The 16014-nt window shown below is 36.4% G+C and carries 17 protein-coding genes and 1 other RNA gene; 3 read left to right on the top strand and 15 right to left on the bottom strand.

Going from position 1 to position 16014, the window contains the following annotated elements; all coding sequences use genetic code 11:
* Positions 1-60: 60 nt before the first annotated feature.
* Both MP478_RS06985 and MP478_RS06980 read right to left on the bottom strand, forming a co-directional pair.
* Positions 61-1011, bottom strand: coding sequence for a glycosyltransferase family 2 protein (locus MP478_RS06985; RefSeq protein ID WP_257200012.1), 951 nt, complete (start codon positions 1009-1011; stop codon positions 61-63).
* A 17-nt stretch (positions 1012-1028) separates the two neighbouring features.
* Positions 1029-1625 (bottom strand): DUF4199 domain-containing protein, encoded by a 597-nt coding sequence (locus MP478_RS06980; RefSeq protein WP_230035424.1) that lies wholly within the window; start codon positions 1623-1625, stop codon positions 1029-1031.
* 132 nt (positions 1626-1757) lie between these two features.
* Between MP478_RS06980 and ffs the strand changes: the two genes are divergently transcribed.
* An RNA gene (ffs, locus tag MP478_RS06975) (signal recognition particle sRNA small type) lies at positions 1758-1855 on the top strand.
* A 97-nt stretch (positions 1856-1952) separates the two neighbouring features.
* Here ffs and MP478_RS06970 read toward each other — a convergent pair.
* The 6 genes from MP478_RS06970 to gyrA form a co-directional block, all read right to left on the bottom strand.
* Complete coding sequence (locus tag MP478_RS06970) at positions 1953-2639, bottom strand: metal-dependent hydrolase (protein ID WP_257200011.1); 687 nt, start codon at positions 2637-2639, stop codon at positions 1953-1955.
* Between the two features lie 148 nt (positions 2640-2787).
* Positions 2788-3234 (bottom strand): SRPBCC family protein, encoded by a 447-nt coding sequence (locus MP478_RS06965; RefSeq protein ID WP_230035420.1) that lies wholly within the window; start codon positions 3232-3234, stop codon positions 2788-2790.
* Between the two features lie 18 nt (positions 3235-3252).
* Positions 3253-4182, bottom strand: coding sequence for a 1,4-dihydroxy-2-naphthoate octaprenyltransferase (menA, locus tag MP478_RS06960; protein ID WP_257200010.1), 930 nt, complete (start codon positions 4180-4182; stop codon positions 3253-3255).
* Positions 4183-4270: 88 nt separating this feature from the next.
* Complete coding sequence (locus MP478_RS06955; protein ID WP_047495817.1) at positions 4271-5107, bottom strand: 1,4-dihydroxy-2-naphthoyl-CoA synthase; 837 nt, start codon at positions 5105-5107, stop codon at positions 4271-4273.
* 154 nt (positions 5108-5261) lie between these two features.
* Positions 5262-6287 carry a hypothetical protein gene (locus MP478_RS06950; RefSeq protein WP_257188925.1) on the bottom strand — a complete coding sequence of 342 codons (1026 nt, stop codon included), beginning with the start codon at positions 6285-6287 and terminating at the stop codon, positions 5262-5264.
* A gap of 28 nt (positions 6288-6315) precedes the next feature.
* On the bottom strand, positions 6316-8901 hold the full coding sequence (gene gyrA, locus MP478_RS06945; RefSeq protein ID WP_257188926.1) for a DNA gyrase subunit A: 2586 nt from the start codon (positions 8899-8901) through the stop codon (positions 6316-6318).
* A gap of 148 nt (positions 8902-9049) precedes the next feature.
* Between gyrA and MP478_RS06940 the strand changes: the two genes are divergently transcribed.
* Complete coding sequence (locus MP478_RS06940) at positions 9050-9364, top strand: DUF4286 family protein (RefSeq protein WP_230035412.1); 315 nt, start codon at positions 9050-9052, stop codon at positions 9362-9364.
* 84 nt (positions 9365-9448) lie between these two features.
* On the opposite strand, the gene MP478_RS06935 is transcribed toward MP478_RS06940, so the two are convergent.
* From MP478_RS06935 to MP478_RS06925, 3 genes are all read right to left on the bottom strand, one after another.
* Positions 9449-9676 carry a hypothetical protein gene (locus MP478_RS06935; protein WP_257188927.1) on the bottom strand — a complete coding sequence of 76 codons (228 nt, stop codon included), beginning with the start codon at positions 9674-9676 and terminating at the stop codon, positions 9449-9451.
* Between the two features lie 132 nt (positions 9677-9808).
* Positions 9809-10300, bottom strand: coding sequence for a GNAT family N-acetyltransferase (locus MP478_RS06930; RefSeq protein WP_257200009.1), 492 nt, complete (start codon positions 10298-10300; stop codon positions 9809-9811).
* Between the two features lie 5 nt (positions 10301-10305).
* On the bottom strand, positions 10306-10818 hold the full coding sequence (locus MP478_RS06925; protein WP_257188928.1) for a YetF domain-containing protein: 513 nt from the start codon (positions 10816-10818) through the stop codon (positions 10306-10308).
* 354 nt (positions 10819-11172) lie between these two features.
* On the opposite strand from MP478_RS06925, the gene MP478_RS06920 reads away from it, so the two are divergent.
* Positions 11173-11568 carry a helix-turn-helix domain-containing protein gene (locus tag MP478_RS06920; RefSeq protein WP_257200008.1) on the top strand — a complete coding sequence of 132 codons (396 nt, stop codon included), beginning with the start codon at positions 11173-11175 and terminating at the stop codon, positions 11566-11568.
* Between the two features lie 196 nt (positions 11569-11764).
* Here MP478_RS06920 and MP478_RS06915 read toward each other — a convergent pair whose 3' ends face one another.
* Genes MP478_RS06915 through MP478_RS06900 form a run of 4 tightly spaced genes read right to left on the bottom strand, consistent with a single transcriptional unit; the run spans position 11765 to position 16008 of the window.
* Positions 11765-12322, bottom strand: coding sequence for a hypothetical protein (locus MP478_RS06915; RefSeq protein ID WP_257200007.1), 558 nt, complete (start codon positions 12320-12322; stop codon positions 11765-11767).
* Positions 12286-12921 carry a DUF2931 family protein gene (locus MP478_RS06910; protein ID WP_257200006.1) on the bottom strand — a complete coding sequence of 212 codons (636 nt, stop codon included), beginning with the start codon at positions 12919-12921 and terminating at the stop codon, positions 12286-12288. Before MP478_RS06910 ends, MP478_RS06915 begins: the two co-directional genes overlap by 37 nt.
* An 8-nt stretch (positions 12922-12929) precedes the next feature.
* On the bottom strand, positions 12930-14081 hold the full coding sequence (locus MP478_RS06905; RefSeq protein WP_257200005.1) for a DUF2931 family protein: 1152 nt from the start codon (positions 14079-14081) through the stop codon (positions 12930-12932).
* 10 nt (positions 14082-14091) lie between these two features.
* Complete coding sequence (locus MP478_RS06900; protein ID WP_257200004.1) at positions 14092-16008, bottom strand: DUF2235 domain-containing protein; 1917 nt, start codon at positions 16006-16008, stop codon at positions 14092-14094.
* Positions 16009-16014 lie beyond the last annotated feature (6 nt).

Raw genomic sequence — 16014 nt, 5'->3', positions numbered from 1 at the left:
CCTGAAAAGCATATTGCTCTTCAGGAGTATTAATATATTGGTCCTTCTTATTGAAATATTTTAAATCACATCATCAATATTATAATTCTTATGCTCACGGTTGGTTCTGATAATCATTTCTCCTAAAAACCCTGCCACAAACAGCAATGTTCCCATAATCATCATCGTTAACGCAATATAGAACCACGGATTATTGGTAATTAAATGCCCATAAATTCCTCTGGCAACATCAATAAGTTTTGAAACTCCCAGCCACAATGCAGAAAGAAAACCGAAAATGAACATTACTGTTCCAACGGCACCAAAGAAATGCATAGGCCTTCCTCCAAAACGGCTTACAAACCAAAGGGTTACCAGATCCAGAAAACCTCTGATAAATCTTTCTGTACCAAATTTGGAAGTTCCGTAAGGTCTTGCCTGATGTTTTACTTCTTTTTCTGTAATTCTCCGGAATCCTGCATTGGCAGCCAATACCGGAATATAACGGTGCATATCTCCATATACGTCGATAGATTTTACCACCTGTCTTTTGTAGGCTTTCAAACCACAATTGAAATCATGAAGTTCAACTCCGGAAACTTTTCTTGCTGCTGCATTAAACAGTTTCGATGGGATATTTTTTGTCATCACATTATCAAAACGCTTCTTCTTCCACCCGGAAACAATGTCATAATTATCATTAATTACCATATTGTAGAGTTCCGGAATTTCTTCGGGAAAGTCCTGTAAATCTGCATCCATGGTGATCACCACATCTCCGTTTGTTCTTCCAAAAGCAGCATGAAGCGCCTGTGATTTTCCGTAATTTCTGGAAAATTTAATAGCGTGGATTTGAGGATACTGTACTTTTAAATTCTCAATAATGCTCCACGATAAATCCGTACTTCCATCATCTACAAACCAGATCTCATAAGACAGATTACCGGTTGTGCAGACCTTATCAATTCTTGAAAAAAGCTCTTCCAGAGAGTCTTCTTCGTTCAGTAACGGAATAACTATAGATAAATTCATTTAATTTTTAATAAAAATTAGGCTTGATTTGTTTCTTCTGGCTGAATTGTTTTTGTTCTGAAAAACGCCCCGAAAAACACCGACAAAACTACGTAAAATATAAGAATTGCTGCAAAATATCCTGAAAAATGACTTGCGGTAAGCATATCTTTTCCTTTTACAGCCTCCGGGGTGAAGCTTTGTGACCTCTCTTTGTATTTCTGATCCAGCTCATCAATGTCCTTTTGATGTTTTAAAATCTTTCTCGCAGAAGTATATTCTGTATCCAATTCTGATTTTTGTCTTTGAACATATTGGTAATTTAACAGCTTTTTAGCATCCGTATCTGCAAAATTTAAGAAAGCATAAATACTGAAAATAGAAAGAATTCCTCCGATAAACATCGGAACAAATGCTCTCTTAAAAGCTTCTCTAAAACCCAGTTTATGGTTGTTCCAGTATGATTTTACAGACCAGAATGCTGTAGCAGCATAGATAACAGGCAACACGAAAGCATTGACTTTCAGTGAAGTATCAAAATAATTGATGCCTGAGAAAAATGAATACACTACAAAGAAAATGATCATTGTAGCAATAAAAAGTATAATTCCTAATGTTGATGGACTTTTCGTCATATTTAATTTTTTAAGAAAAAAGTTGAAAAATTATTTCCCTACATGTCAGCTGTTTAGCGCTATCACTGCATTTTTTCAACAAATTTTCTTTGATAAAGTTTTGAAGTTTATAAATTATTCCTACCTTTGCAACGGCAAGTCCTAAACAACCAGCTCCTGAGAATCCTCCAGGGTGGGAACGCAGCAAAGGTAATTGGTCGTAGCGGTGTGATTTAGGTAGCTTGCCATTTTTTTTTGGTTTAAGTTGAGAGAGGTAATTTGATAATTATCTTTTTTTGTTTTTAATACCTTACGCATCATTTTCTAATTTCAGATTACCCTTATTTTTTAAAATTCGAACTCCTCTCCCAGTTTTGGTAAAACAAGTTCTACATTTCTGTCTGCAAAATGCTTTAATGCACTTTCATGATTAATTTCAATTGCAGGGAAAGTATCAAAGTGGCAACCGATTACTTTTGGTGTCTTTAATAATTCTGCTGCTGCAAAAGAAGCTTTTCTCGGACACATCGTGTAGTGGCTCCCAACAGGAAGGATAGAAAGATCAATATTTCCGTATAACCTTGGGAACAGCTCCATATCAGCCATTACTCCTGTATCACCAGCCAAATAAATGTTTTTACCTTCAGGAAGTCTGAAGATATATCCTACAGGAACACCTCCATAGCTTCCATCCGGAAAAGAACTCGTATGATGAGCCGGAACCATGGAAATTTTAAGATCGTCGATTTTTGCCGACCCTCCTAAGTTGACATCGTCTGTATTTTTTGCTGATTTAAAGTACCCACATACTTCAGGAACTCCAATTATGGTAGCTTCCGGATAATGCTGCAACACTTCACCCACATCAGCAATATGATCTCCATGAGCATGCGTCAACAGAATATAGTCGATTTTTTGGGCGGTAATGTCAAATCCTGACTCCGTTTTTTTGTAATTGTAGAAAGGGTCACTCAAAATTGTCTTATCCTTATAGGTGAACAAGAAGCAATTTTGCCCTAAGAATTGTATTTTCATTTTCAATTTAATTTTTAATTATTATTAAACATAAATGACTCAAATGATTTCACAAATAACTAATATAAATTTAGTGACATTTGTGAAAAGCATTCGTGCCATCTGTGTTCTTTAAATGTAAGAGCGATCTTCTTTATAAGATTTTCGCTTATTTTGACGGGAATTTATCTTCAATCAGCCTCAAGTTGATTCCATGCTCCAGATAAGCTTTACAGCCATCTAAAACCGTTGTAAAACCCCCAGTATTATCATTGATTATTTTTAAGAGATCTTCGCCGGTTTGGCTGAATCCATAACTTTTAATGACAACAAGGGTTCCTTTTTCCATTGCTCTGAATTCATAATCTACATGCGTTGAAGGTTCTCCCCACTCCGTTTTAATCAGTTGGTTGGGAATAATCTGATGAACTTTCACTTCGGATTTTACGCCGTACATTTCCCATTCCCAGGCTACGGTTTTACCTTCCTCTAATTTTCCGGTAGATTTTGTAAACCAAAAATGAGTGGTTACTTCAGGATTGATGAATGCTTCAAAAACATCTTCAATCGGTTTTCTGATAAGCATTTGTGCTTCAACAAAGATTGTAGAACTCATGATAAAATATTTTTAGATTTAGTGAAATAAATTAAGTCCTGCTGCTGTAAGAATTGCCATAATAAACGTCATAATACCCACCTGCTTCAGATACTGATCTAATTCTTTAGGTTCTTTTACCGACATGATACTTCTCCTTAATTTCGCAAGTGGAAATAACAGGATCATTACAATAAATACGTAATAGTTCTGAGCCTGTATAAACCCGTTAACTCCTAAAAATATAAGAATCAATACTAAAGGAAGCTGTAACAGGACCATTTCATAGATCATTGCATTTTTAAACCCTATCCTTAAGGCAAAACTATTTTTCCCTGATAGCTTATCACTTTCAATATCCCTCATATTGTTAAGGTTCAAAACAGCCATGCTCATCATCCCTACTGCCGTTCCTGGCAACAGCATATCCCAGCTGAAGGTTTTGGTAAACAGAAAATAGCTTCCGCATACAGAAACCAGTCCAAAAAAGATGAATACGAAGATGTCTCCCAACCCCATGTATCCGTAAGGTTTTTTACCTACTGTATATCCAATGGCAGCTAGAATACTTGCGACTCCCAACCCTATGAAGATATAGAATTCATTCATATAGTCCGGGATGAAAGCTACATACAGCAAAGCGACTGTAGCAATGAAAGACAGTGCTGCAAAAAGAATGACCGCATTTTTCATCTGTTTGGCAGTAATTTTCCCTGATGCAACAGCTCTTGATTCCGCTTCATTGATTCTTCTGGCATCTGTTCCTTTTACCCCATCGCCATAATCATTGGCATAATTTGACAAAATCTGGTATAAAAGTGTTACCAAAAGTGCCAGTGCAAAAATTTTCCAGTCCCAGATTCCTCCTTCTCTGTAAAGCCTCCATTTTGCAATAAAAGCTCCCATAATAATTCCGCTTAAAGAAAGCGGCAGTGTTCTTAGCCTTGCGGCTTTTATCCAATCAGTCATAATTTGTATAATGTAAAATGTATGATGTACAAAGTAAAAGTCTAATGTGTTGAATCATTAATACATTTTACTTTGTACTTTTTACAGTTTATGATATCCATTGATCTTCTCCGAAGTTCGGTTTTCTTTTTTCAAGGAAGGCATTTCTTCCTTCTTTGGCTTCTTCCGTCATATAGGCAAGACGTGTAGCTTCACCGGCAAAAACCTGCTGCCCCACCATGCCATCGTCCGTAAGGTTCATTGCAAATTTCAGCATTCTGATAGAGGTTGGAGATTTTTCTAATATTTCCTGTGCCCATTCATAGGCAGTATCTTCTAATTCCGCATGGGGAACCACTTTATTAACCATTCCCATTTCAAGAGCTTCCTGAGCAGAGTAATTTCTTCCTAAGAAGAAGATTTCACGGGCTTTCTTCTGTCCAACCATTTTAGCAAGATAAGCAGATCCGTACCCACCGTCAAAACTTGTTACGTCAGCATCTGTCTGCTTAAAAATAGCATGCTCCTCACTTGCTAAAGTCAGGTCACATACTACGTGAAGAGAGTGTCCTCCGCCAACAGCCCATCCCGGAACAACCGCGATAACTACTTTCGGCATAAAACGGATCAAACGCTGAACTTCAAGAATATTCAAACGGTGTCTTCCGTCTTCTCCCACATACCCCTGGTGCCCTCTTGCTTTTTGGTCTCCACCGCTACAAAAAGCCCAGCCTCCATCTTTCGGACTTGGCCCTTCTCCTGAAAGCAATACCACCCCTATAGAAGGATCTTCATAGACATCATAAAAAGCATCATATAATTCTGAAGTTGTTTTGGGTCTGAAAGCGTTACGTACTTCCGGTCTGTTAAAAGCAATCCTTGCTACTCCATTACATTTTTTATAGGTAATATCTTCGTATTCTTTGACGGTTTTCCACTCAATCATCTTGTAAAAATTTTTCCCAAAGATACGGAATTACAGAGAATTTTTAGAGTGAAATTTAGGGGTCTCTGCTACAAAAATAAGGATTCTTCAATCCCGGAAAAAAACAAAACCGGAACATTTCTGCTCCGGTTTTATTATCATTTTCTTAAAGCTATTATTTTGCTTTAGCACTAAGCTCAGTTTCTTTAGCTTTCATTTCTTTTACTTTATCTATATTTTTAGTTACAACATAGATTTCTTTAAGTGCAGAAACGGCATCCAGACTTTGAGGTGCAGCTTTGTACCATGCTTCAGCATAAGGTAAAGCTTTAGCAAATCTCTCTTTTCTTGCATCAATCAGTTTGGTAGCTTCATCCGGCTTGTCTTTTCTCAAAGCATTGATCTCTGTTACAATCTTAGAGTCGTCCCCAATAGTTGTATACACAAGATTTTGGTGTGCTTCTGCCATGGTAGGCTTAAGCTCTACTGCTTTTTTGAATGATTCAATAGCATCTGCTGTTGTAGCTGGATTTTTAGACTGCATTACTCCAAGGTTATACCAGTTTGTTGCATCAGTAGGGTTTTTAGCCAACTGTTCTTTTAGAGTTCCCATAAACTTTTCCGTGTTTCCAGACTGGAAATAAGCGGAGCTTTGAGATTCTTTAAGCTTAGCATTATTAGGGAATTTAGCCAATCCTTTTTCTATAATAACAAGAGCTTCATCAGTTTTCTTTGCATTAAGAAGCAATGAAGTTAAAGTTTCATACAGATCCGGTTCTATACTTTTAGACTGTTCAGTTTTAAAATCTGAATAATCAGTATTTTTTTTCATAAGCTCCCAGGTAGCCTTATCTAAATTAACAACCTGTCCGGATTTCTTATCTTTTGCAGTATAAGTAGTCTCCACTCCGGTAAATCCGGAATTGATAAGATCAGTATATATTTTAATTGCAGGATCAGTATTATTTGCCAATGCATGACTAAGCCCTGCATAATACATATAGATCTTATTATCCTGACCATTAGCCTTCAATAAGTCATAAACTTCTACAAACTTAGGGGCTGCAACTGCATAATTTTTTGCATTATAGGCCTCCATAGCAGCTGTATTAGCCGCCTGAAGCTGAGCGTTTACATCTTTTTTCTGTCCAAAAGCAAAAGAAGATGCTACGATAGCTATACCTAAAATAAGTTTCTTCATAATAACTATTTTATATTAATTGTACAATTTATTCTTCAGAATCAGAATTCCCATTTTCCTCTGCCGGAGTTTCATTTTCAGCCTGAGGTACTTCATCATTTTCCTGGTTATCAGTTACAATTTCTACTCCTTCTGTTCCTTCTTCAATTTCTTCTTCTACATCTTTATCCATTTCTACTTTTGCAATTGCTGCAATTTCGTCATTCTTCTTAAGGTTAATTACTTTCACTCCCTGAGTATTTCTACCCATTATTCTCATTTCATCCATTCCCATTCTGATAGCAACTCCGGATTTATTGATGATCATCAATCCATCTTCATCTGTTACATTCTGAATAGCAATCAGATGTCCTGTTTTTTCGGTAATGTTTAGGGTAATAACTCCTTTTCCTCCTCTGTTTGTAATTCTGTAGTCTTCTACTGCAGTTCTTTTTCCGTATCCTTTTTCAGATACTACAAGTACTGTTTCGTTCTCCACATCATTCACAACAATCATACCAATTGCCTCGTCTCCTTCTTCAAGAGCAATTCCTCTTACCCCAATGGATCCTCTACCTACTTCTCTTACTTTTTCTTCAGGGAAACGGATACACTTACCGTTTTTAGTAGCGATCATAATCTGGGAGGTACCATTTGTAAGGTAAGCTCCTAATAGCTGGTCATTATCTCTGATCTCAATAGCATTCACCCCATTTACCCTTGGTCTTGAATAGGCTTCAAGTGATGTTTTCTTAATGGTACCATTTTTAGTTACCATCACAACGCTCATTTGGTTTACATATTCAGAATCTTTAAGGTTATTGGTTCTGATATATGCTTTGATTTTATCATCCGGTTCAATGTTGATAAGGTTTTGTACCGCTCTTCCTTTTGAAGTTTTAGAACCTTCAGGAATTTCAAATACTCTTAACCAATAACATCTTCCTTTTTCTGTAAAGAATAGCATATACTGGTGGTTGGTAGCAGAAACAATATACTCCAGGAAGTCTTCATCCCTTGTAGTTGCCGCTCTGTTTCCTACACCTCCTCTACTTTGAATTTTATATTCTGAAAGTGAAGTTCTCTTAATATATCCTGCGTGAGAGATTGTAAGAACTACAGATTCATTTGGAATAATATCTTCAATAGACATTTCTCCTCCTGAATAATCAATCTCCGTTCTTCTTTCGTCACCATATTTTTCTTTGATTTCAAGCAATTCTTCTTTGATAATTTCGAATCTTCTTGGCTCATTCGCTAAGATATCTTCCAAATTCTGAATTTCTTTCATAATGGCATCATACTCATCACGGATTTTATCAAGCTCCATTCCTGTTAAACGGGCTAATCTAAGATCCAGAATTGCCTGAGCCTGAATTTCTGAAAGCTCAAATGCTTCGATCAAGCCTTCTTTTGCTCCCTGAGGATTGGCACTATGACGGATGATAGCAATTGCTCTGTCTAAGGAATCCTGAGTTCCTATCACCTTCATGAATCCTTCTAAGATATGAGCTCTTTCCTTCGCTTTTTTAAGCTCATACTGAGTTCTTCTTACAATTACTTCATGTCTGTGTTCCACAAAGTGATGGATGATATCTTTAAGATTCAGCTGTTCCGGTCTTCCGTGTACCAAGGCAATATTGTTAACACTGAAAGAAGTCTGAAGCGATGTATATTTATACAATAAGTTCAGGACAACATTTGGAATAGCATCATTTTTCAATTCATAAACAACACGAAGTCCGTTTCTGTCTGATTCATCTCTGATCTCATAGATCCCAGGGATTTTATCATCTTTAACAAGTTCTGCAGTTCTGGCAATCATTTCCGCCTTGTTCACCTGATAAGGAATCTCAGTTACAATAATGGCATTTCTGTTTCCAATTTCATCAAAGCTTACTTTAGCTCTCAAAACAACTCTACCTCTTCCTGTATGGAAAGCATCTCTTACCCCGTCATAACCATAGATAATTCCACCTGTAGGAAAATCCGGAGCAATGATATGCTGCATCAGCTCATCAATTGTTATTTCTCTGTTATCAATATATGCACAGATGGCATCTATAGATTCTGATAAGTTATGAGGTGCCATATTGGTGGCCATACCTACCGCAATCCCTGAAGTTCCGTTTACCAAAAGATTAGGAACCTTAGTAGGCATTACTGTTGGCTCCTGTAGACTGTCGTCAAAGTTATTCTGAAAATCAACTGTTTCTTTATCAAGGTCTGAAAGAATCTCATCAGAGATCTTCTTTAATCTTGCCTCAGTATAACGCATTGCTGCCGGCGGGTCACCATCCATTGAACCGAAGTTACCCTGCCCGTCCACTTGTGGATAACGCAAGCTCCAGTTCTGGGCCATTCTCACCATTGCATCGTACACAGAGGAGTCTCCGTGTGGGTGATATTTACCTAAAACATCCCCAACAATTCTTGCAGATTTTAAATATTTTCTATTAGAAAAAACCCCTAATCCATACATACCGTAAAGTACTCTTCTATGAACGGGTTTCAAACCGTCTCTTACATCCGGTAACGCTCTTGAGACGATAACAGACATCGAATAATCGATATAAGACGATTTCATTTCATCAACGATGTTGATAGGAATCAGTCTTTCTCCTTCTTTTTGCATAAACAAATTTTATTATAATGATAGCCAGACCTTTAGCTGTATGTCTGAAAATTATTTATTTCGAATTTTTATTAACGGGCTAATTTACGAAAAAATTGCCGATTTTTGTGGTAGAATTTATCCAAAAAATCTTAAAAATTCATAAAATATGAGCATATTAAGTATAACTTTCCACTGTACGAAAAATAATCTCGAGGAATGGGAAAATTATATTGATGAAACACTGGTGGTAATGACTGAAAACTTGATGGATGTGAACAAATATATCCTTTCTGAAGTACACAGTGATTATATTGAAGACGGGAAAAATTACAACCTTCTTTTGATCTTTGATAATGATGAACTCCGAAATGATTTTATTGAAAGTGAATTAAAAAATATAGCTGAGCGCGTTGAAACAAAATTCGGTCAGGAAGTTATCATCTTCAATACTTTTTTAAATCCTAAAAAATCCAGATTTTAATATCAATAAATAGAAAAGGACTATACTTATTTCTATTCTGAACATAAAAAAAGAGGTTATTGTTTTAACCTCTTTTTTTCTTCATTATCTATGATGGCCATGACCGCGGCCTTTATGATGGTGACCACGACCTCTATCTTCATAAATATATACTTTTTTTACCTGGCCGGGAGCATAGTATCTTGCACTCCCTCCATACACTTTTTTCGCCTGCCCTGGTGGAAGCCTTCTTCCGTGATGCTCATGAACCACACAAGATGTCAGCATCAGCATAACCACACCTGCTCCCATCACTTTAAACATACTTTTCATTATTTTCACTTTTTCAAACTTAGTTGCCAAAAGATAACAAGGTTAATGCCAAATTGTTCGAAATTCCAGATTCCGGATATAAAGTGTAAACCCTAAAATAGATAAAACGGTTTTATAGGTGCTCGTATTTCATTAAATTATTTCACTTCTTTTCTCAAACATGATCAAATCTTTCCATTCCCCGTTGAGTTTTCCTATTTTTTTACGAACCCCCACTATTCTGAAGCCATTTTTCTGATGGAATTTGATAGACATTTCATTTTCAGGGAAGATATTGGTCTGTAAAGTCCAGAATCCGTGATCCTCGCTATCCAAAATCATCTTTTTAAGCAGTACTGATCCCAATCCTTTCCCCTGATAGTCTGTATCGAAATAAATACTCACTTCTGCAACTCCTTTGTAACATTCTCTTTTACTCACCAACTTCAAGGCACACCATCCTACTATTTCATTATTCTCATTTTCCAATACCCAGCGACAGGCATTAAAGTATTCCATATCCCAGGCTTCCACAGTAGGAATTACTGTTTCAAAAGTGGCTATACCACTGTCAACTCCCTGTCTGAAAATCTCAAGTACCCGGGCCCCATCATCGGGAAGCATCTCTCTTAGTTCGTAATTCATTCTGTTTAATGGTATTTTCTTTTATTTTTTCTTTTGATTCTTGTATAATGAGTCTGCTTGCTTTTCTCATCCTCAGAAACCACACTTATGTTTCCGTCAACTTCCAAGACAGACAGTTTTACCTTTTTTATTTGGTCAATGCCATGTTCCCTGATTGCTTCTTCCAGTTCACTTTCGGTAATTTTCACTCTATTCAAGGCTATCTGATCTACAATTCCATCTTTGATAAGTACTACCGGATCATCTTCCATAAATGTTTCAAAGGAACGGTTGGAAAACATGAGTCTTTTTAGCAAAAAATTAGCCACAAACAAAACCAGGGCTGCAATAAGTCCACCCTGAAGTGAAGTATCCGGTCCCACCATTGCATTCTGAACGGCATTGGAGATCAGCAGCAATAAAACAATATCCCCTGCATTAAGCTGAGATAATTGATTTTTTCCAAATAAACGGATGGCGATCACCATGAAAAGGTAAACGCAGAGAGAACGGACTACGACATTAAGAATAGGATCCACAGCTATTTTTTATCTATTCAAATGTATTAATTTTTATCATCCCTTATTATAATTGAATTGATTTTTTCTACCCTTAAAGAATAACAACGGATTTCCATTTTTTAATGATGTACTATTTTAACCTATCTAAATGTTTTGATTCTAAAAAATAAGCCATTATAAGCAGTAAAAACATCGCACCATCTGATATGAACTGTACAGGCCACTGACCAGGATAAGAAAACTCCGGATCAAACAGGGCTGTTCCCGGAAATAAAATAGACATTGCCTGCGTTATCCAATAAAGACTGGCAAAGATGATTGACAGTCTGAAAACAGCCCATTTATCGTCTTTCTGAACCCAAATAAACCACAATGACAAGAGTCCAAGTACTGCAACTACAAAATCATGGAGTGATGAACAGTAAAAAAGAAACCCATAGGAATTGTGAAGCACGAATGCTTTATTTACAGGGTACATTGGAAGTAATCCATGGAAAATGGAAAACATTGGTTTTATTTTCTATCATGAATGGTAATAAACGTTTCAAAGAAATAAAAAACAGCATTCCTAAAATCAGTGGGAAAGTTTTAGCAAAGGAACTAAGAGACCTGGAACAAAATAAACTTATTAACAGAACTATTCAGAATGATTTACTTACGATCATTGAGTACACCCCTACCCGGCATACCACTACATTAAGATCTGTATTTATGTCGATGATCGATTGGGGGAAAATCCACAGAAAGAAAATCATTGAAGATTGGTAGACTTTCTTTGGCAGATGTACCTACTACTCCATTTCCTTTATAAAAATATTCTACAAACGGGCCTGATGCGCCATAATATATAGGTGCAGAAATTCCCGCATTCCATTCGAATTTATCCTTAGGCCCACAGCTTATTATTAACAATAAGTTGGGTAAGAATAATGCTATGTTTTTTATTTTTTTCATCATGGAAATGTTATTCTTCCTGCCAATATTCAAGGTCTGTTGGCTTGTGAAGAGGAATTCTACCTTCCCATTTGGAGACTACTAATCCTTTTGGGAGAGTGTATTTTGATACATCATATTTTCTTGTTTCATTATTGAGCTTGGCTAATCGAAATTTCATGATACGTTCTTTTGAGGTGGAACTTTGCAGCCATATTGTTCCAAATGTGTAATTCTCAGAAAGATTCAACTTGTCCATCACATACACGATATGGACGTTTTTATTTTTTTTATAAAATGAATCAAAAGTATTTTGAAAGTCAGCAGGGAAAACAATCTCACCTTTATACCATTGTTTATTATCATCGGAAATCCATTGTACTGTTGTATGAACAGGAAACTTTCCTTCTTTTACTCCAGCATTAATATGGTTAGACAACCAATCCTTATAAGGAATAATAAACTGATTCTCATTTAAAAATATATAGCTGCCATCTTTGGAAAAAGCTGTAACGGATTCATAAAAATCACGATTTTCTTCACTGCTAAATCCTATGTCATATTTATAAGTTTTTTCACCTTTTCCCAAACTGAATAAGGAATGCCGTGTAGATAAGCATATTTCAAAATATCTTTTGCTTCATCTCCTGCTGATGTCCAAAGAGTAACCGAATTAGAATCATCTTTATTGGTCTCTCCTACACGCTTGGCTTTTATTTTAGTAATTTCTTCGTTTCCAAATGAACCAGAGAGCCAAACTGTTACATTTCCTCCAGGAGCCATACCTGTGATAATTTGACTATAATTTTCTTTCTTCCCTTTAATTTCTTTTCCTCTTTTAAATAGCTCCAACATTTTTTCTCTTGGAAGTTTTGCCCCAACTTTATATTCAATCAAATCAAGGCCACAGCGCCAGCTAACAGAAATACTATCAGGAACAGGTTTAAATATTTCGCCTCCTGTATAACCGCCACTTGTCATTCCCCAACCAGGATTTATCCCTACATTCGCTGATGTTCCTGCCACCCCATTTCCTTGATAGAAATATTCTACAAATGGACCTCCTGAGATATAATTTTTTGGTGCGGAAATTCCTGCATTCCATTCAAATTTATCTTTAGGGCCACAGCTTATTATTAACAATAAGTTGGGTAAGAATAATGCTATGTTTTTTATTTTTTTCATCATGGAAAACGTTATTCTTCCTGCCAATATTCAAGGTCTGTTGGCTTGTGAAGAGGAATTCTTCCTTCCCATTTAGGGACTACAAATCCTTTGGGAAGAGTGTATTTCGGTGACATCAGTTTTTTCTGTTCATCATTAAACCTTCCTAAACGAAAACGCATTACCTGATCTTGTTTTTGCTTGTTTACAAAATAGATAACTCCTTCAACAAAATCTCCCCCAGTATCTTTAGGGATTGTCACAATCATTCGATCATAGCCACCTTTTTCAAATGTTGCCTGAAGGTTTTGTGGTAAAACTACACTTCCTTCAAACCAACGCGATTCATCATCATAAGAATGCCAGATCAAATCCATCTGCACAGGGAGTTTTAGCAGATGTGATGGATTAGGATTTTTTGGGTACCCAATAAAACGATTTGACCATTTTAAAAAATAAGGTGTTGAATCTAGAAAATAGACACTTCCATCTTTTGAATAATAAATGATTGAATATTTATAATCTTCTTCACTGCTAAAGCCCAGATCGTATTTATATTGCTTATCTCCTTTTTCCCAAACTGAATAAGGAATACCGTGTAGATAAGCATATTTCAAAATATCTTTTGCTTCATTTCCTGTTGATGTCCAAAGAGTAACCGAATTAGAATCATCTTTATTGGTCTCTCCTACGCGCTTGGCTCTTATTTTAGTAATTTCTTCATTTCCAAATGAACCAGAGAGCCAAACCGTTACATTTCCTCCAGGAGCCATACCTGTGATAATTTGACTATAATTTTCTTTCTCCCCTGTAATTTCTTTCCCTCTTCTAAATAATTCTAACATTTTTTCTCTTGGAAGTTTTGCCCCAACTTTATATTCAATTAGGTCAAGACCACAGCGCCAGCTAACAGAAATACTATCAGGAACAGGTTTAAATATTTCGCCTCCTGTATAACCGCCACTTGTCATTCCCCAACCAGGATTTATTCCTACATTGGCGGATGTACCCGCTACCCCCTTTCCTTGATAAAAATATTCTACAAATGGACCTCCTGAGATATAATTTTTTGGTGCGGAAATTCCTGCATTCCATTCAAATTTATCTTTAGGTCCACAGCTTATTATTAACAATAAGTTTGGTAACAATAATGCAATATTTTTAATTTTATTTTTTGTTATCATACACTCTTATCTAAGGATACCATTTTTCTCTTTCATAATAAATATTACCATCTTTATCTACTTTAGGGGCTACTGGTTGGTTGACAAAACCTACACTTTCCAGAAGATGATGATCTCCTGTTTTTACGCCTAACGCGGCCAGTCCTCCAAAGTTAGCAGAAAGATGGATATAATGGTTACAGATATGCTGATATATTTCTGAAGGCATCGTATAATTTCCAACCCCTTCTTTTTTACTTTCTTCCAGCATCAGATTCATATACTGTTTCAAAACTTTATATTTATCCGTATCCGGAATTTCATATTCAAATTTTTTCTTTACATCTGGTGATTTATTATAATCATCATAAAAAGGCACCTTATTATCAATAGCTTTATGCAGCATCATATACATGGGTACTAAGCTGTATTTATTAGATATATACCGGGAATCTTCCAGAATATAATGGTCTGATTCTTTGGTTTGGAATACCCGAAAGTAAGGACTTGTGGATACTGTTTTTTCTTTATCCGGGAAATCCGGCTCTGCTTTGTTCTCCCGTGTTCCCACTCCTGCACTCGTTATGGTTGTTTCTTTTACGTGATCGTACGTATTTCTAAATACAATCTCTTTTTCTGTAGAGATGCGCTGGTTGATATAAAACTGTCTTATTTTTTCTTTTTCCTTAAGGGTTTTATCATCCCCTGTTTTCATATCAAAATAATCCAAAACAGCGGTATATTTATCCAGATGGGCATAGCCACCTCCTATATCTGAATGGGCTCCCAACATTGATATCGTATACCCTTCTTCTGTGGGAGTTAATGCAAAGTTTTTCCGCCATTCATTATGGGCCGTAATATGGAAGATCTTTTTGATGCCCAATCCTGATACTTTCGTTTTGATGTCCTGAAGCGAAGCCTGACCCAAAAATGCTGCAATACTGTAAGGAACAGTTAACGGATTTGTAATAAGGGCTCCTGCTACTTTATATCCTATATTTTCTTTCACGACCATATCGGAAATTACGGTATCAAATACCCCCAGAAAACGGATTTCTATGGAAAAAGTATCTCCAACAGGTTGATACCCTGCCTTTGCCAATCTTTTTCCAAAAAGCCCCCCTGCATGTACAGAGACATAAGATACCTTGGGACGTCCCATTTTGGTATCCATTTCATCCCGCATCACGGTATCATATTTTACCGATTTCTTTACTTCATTGCAAAAATGCCTTGCTGCTGCGGCACCCCTGCTAAACCCAAAAACATCAAATACAATCTTATTAATTTTTTTATTTTTAGAAATACCTCTAAACTCATTTTCTATTACACTTTTAATCCCTTCTTCTACTCTGCCAATTACCCCCCAATCTCCTCTTCCTGCACAGGAACCTGCAATATCGTCTTCTTTATCCTGTTTCGTTCCTATTCCTTCTACATATTGTTTTAAAATAGCATAGTTTCCATATTCCGGATGAGCGTCTTCACTTCCTTTTGCGTCTTCACTCGGGTTCTTTTTCTCTTTATAAAGATCAAACAGTTTTGCAACGTTGGAATATGGATTCCAGTAACTGTCACGGTCTGAGATTTTAATCTTTTTCTGTTTTCCGGTTTTGGGATCTTTGATGGTTTCGTAATATTCCTGGGGAACGGTATCATTTTTATAATAAGTTTCCCCGGAGTTGATCTTACTGTAATAGGTTTTATCAGAATTATACCTGTTATTTCCTGTGCCATCAAAAAACATCCCGATAAAAACATTTACAGAGTCTTTAGGCTGATATGCCGGAGCTTTTTCCACTGCGGAGCCGTGATGAATATCTTTATCTGCATTCAGATTATTCAAACCTGATGCATTGATATTGGTATTTCCTTCAGAGTACAGGTTATATCCTTTTTCTGTTACCTTGGTATATTTCCCGTTGACAATTCTTGTTCTGCTCATAGGAAA

This window comes from Chryseobacterium sp. WG14, from assembly GCF_024586945.1.
GTDB lineage: Bacteria > Bacteroidota > Bacteroidia > Flavobacteriales > Weeksellaceae > Chryseobacterium.
This window is presented reverse-complemented; position numbering and strand designations above follow the sequence as displayed.

Coding starts and splice junctions, on each gene's coding strand:
- MP478_RS06985 (WP_257200012.1), bottom strand. CDS start 1,011: ATGAATTTATCTATAGTTATTCCGTTACTGAACGAAGAAGACTCTCTG.
- MP478_RS06980 (WP_230035424.1), bottom strand. CDS start 1,625: ATGACGAAAAGTCCATCAACATTAGGAATTATACTTTTTATTGCTACA.
- MP478_RS06970 (WP_257200011.1), bottom strand. CDS start 2,639: ATGAAAATACAATTCTTAGGGCAAAATTGCTTCTTGTTCACCTATAAG.
- MP478_RS06965 (WP_230035420.1), bottom strand. CDS start 3,234: ATGAGTTCTACAATCTTTGTTGAAGCACAAATGCTTATCAGAAAACCG.
- menA (WP_257200010.1), bottom strand. CDS start 4,182: ATGACTGATTGGATAAAAGCCGCAAGGCTAAGAACACTGCCGCTTTCT.
- MP478_RS06955 (WP_047495817.1), bottom strand. CDS start 5,107: ATGATTGAGTGGAAAACCGTCAAAGAATACGAAGATATTACCTATAAA.
- MP478_RS06950 (WP_257188925.1), bottom strand. CDS start 6,287: ATGAAGAAACTTATTTTAGGTATAGCTATCGTAGCATCTTCTTTTGCT.
- gyrA (WP_257188926.1), bottom strand. CDS start 8,901: ATGCAAAAAGAAGGAGAAAGACTGATTCCTATCAACATCGTTGATGAA.
- MP478_RS06940 (WP_230035412.1), top strand. CDS start 9,050: ATGAGCATATTAAGTATAACTTTCCACTGTACGAAAAATAATCTCGAG.
- MP478_RS06935 (WP_257188927.1), bottom strand. CDS start 9,676: ATGAAAAGTATGTTTAAAGTGATGGGAGCAGGTGTGGTTATGCTGATG.
- MP478_RS06930 (WP_257200009.1), bottom strand. CDS start 10,300: ATGAATTACGAACTAAGAGAGATGCTTCCCGATGATGGGGCCCGGGTA.
- MP478_RS06920 (WP_257200008.1), top strand. CDS start 11,173: ATGACAAGAGTCCAAGTACTGCAACTACAAAATCATGGAGTGATGAAC.
- MP478_RS06910 (WP_257200006.1), bottom strand. CDS start 12,921: ATGATGAAAAAAATAAAAAACATAGCATTATTCTTACCCAACTTATTG.
- MP478_RS06905 (WP_257200005.1), bottom strand. CDS start 14,081: ATGATAACAAAAAATAAAATTAAAAATATTGCATTATTGTTACCAAAC.
- MP478_RS06900 (WP_257200004.1), bottom strand. CDS start 16,008: ATGAGCAGAACAAGAATTGTCAACGGGAAATATACCAAGGTAACAGAA.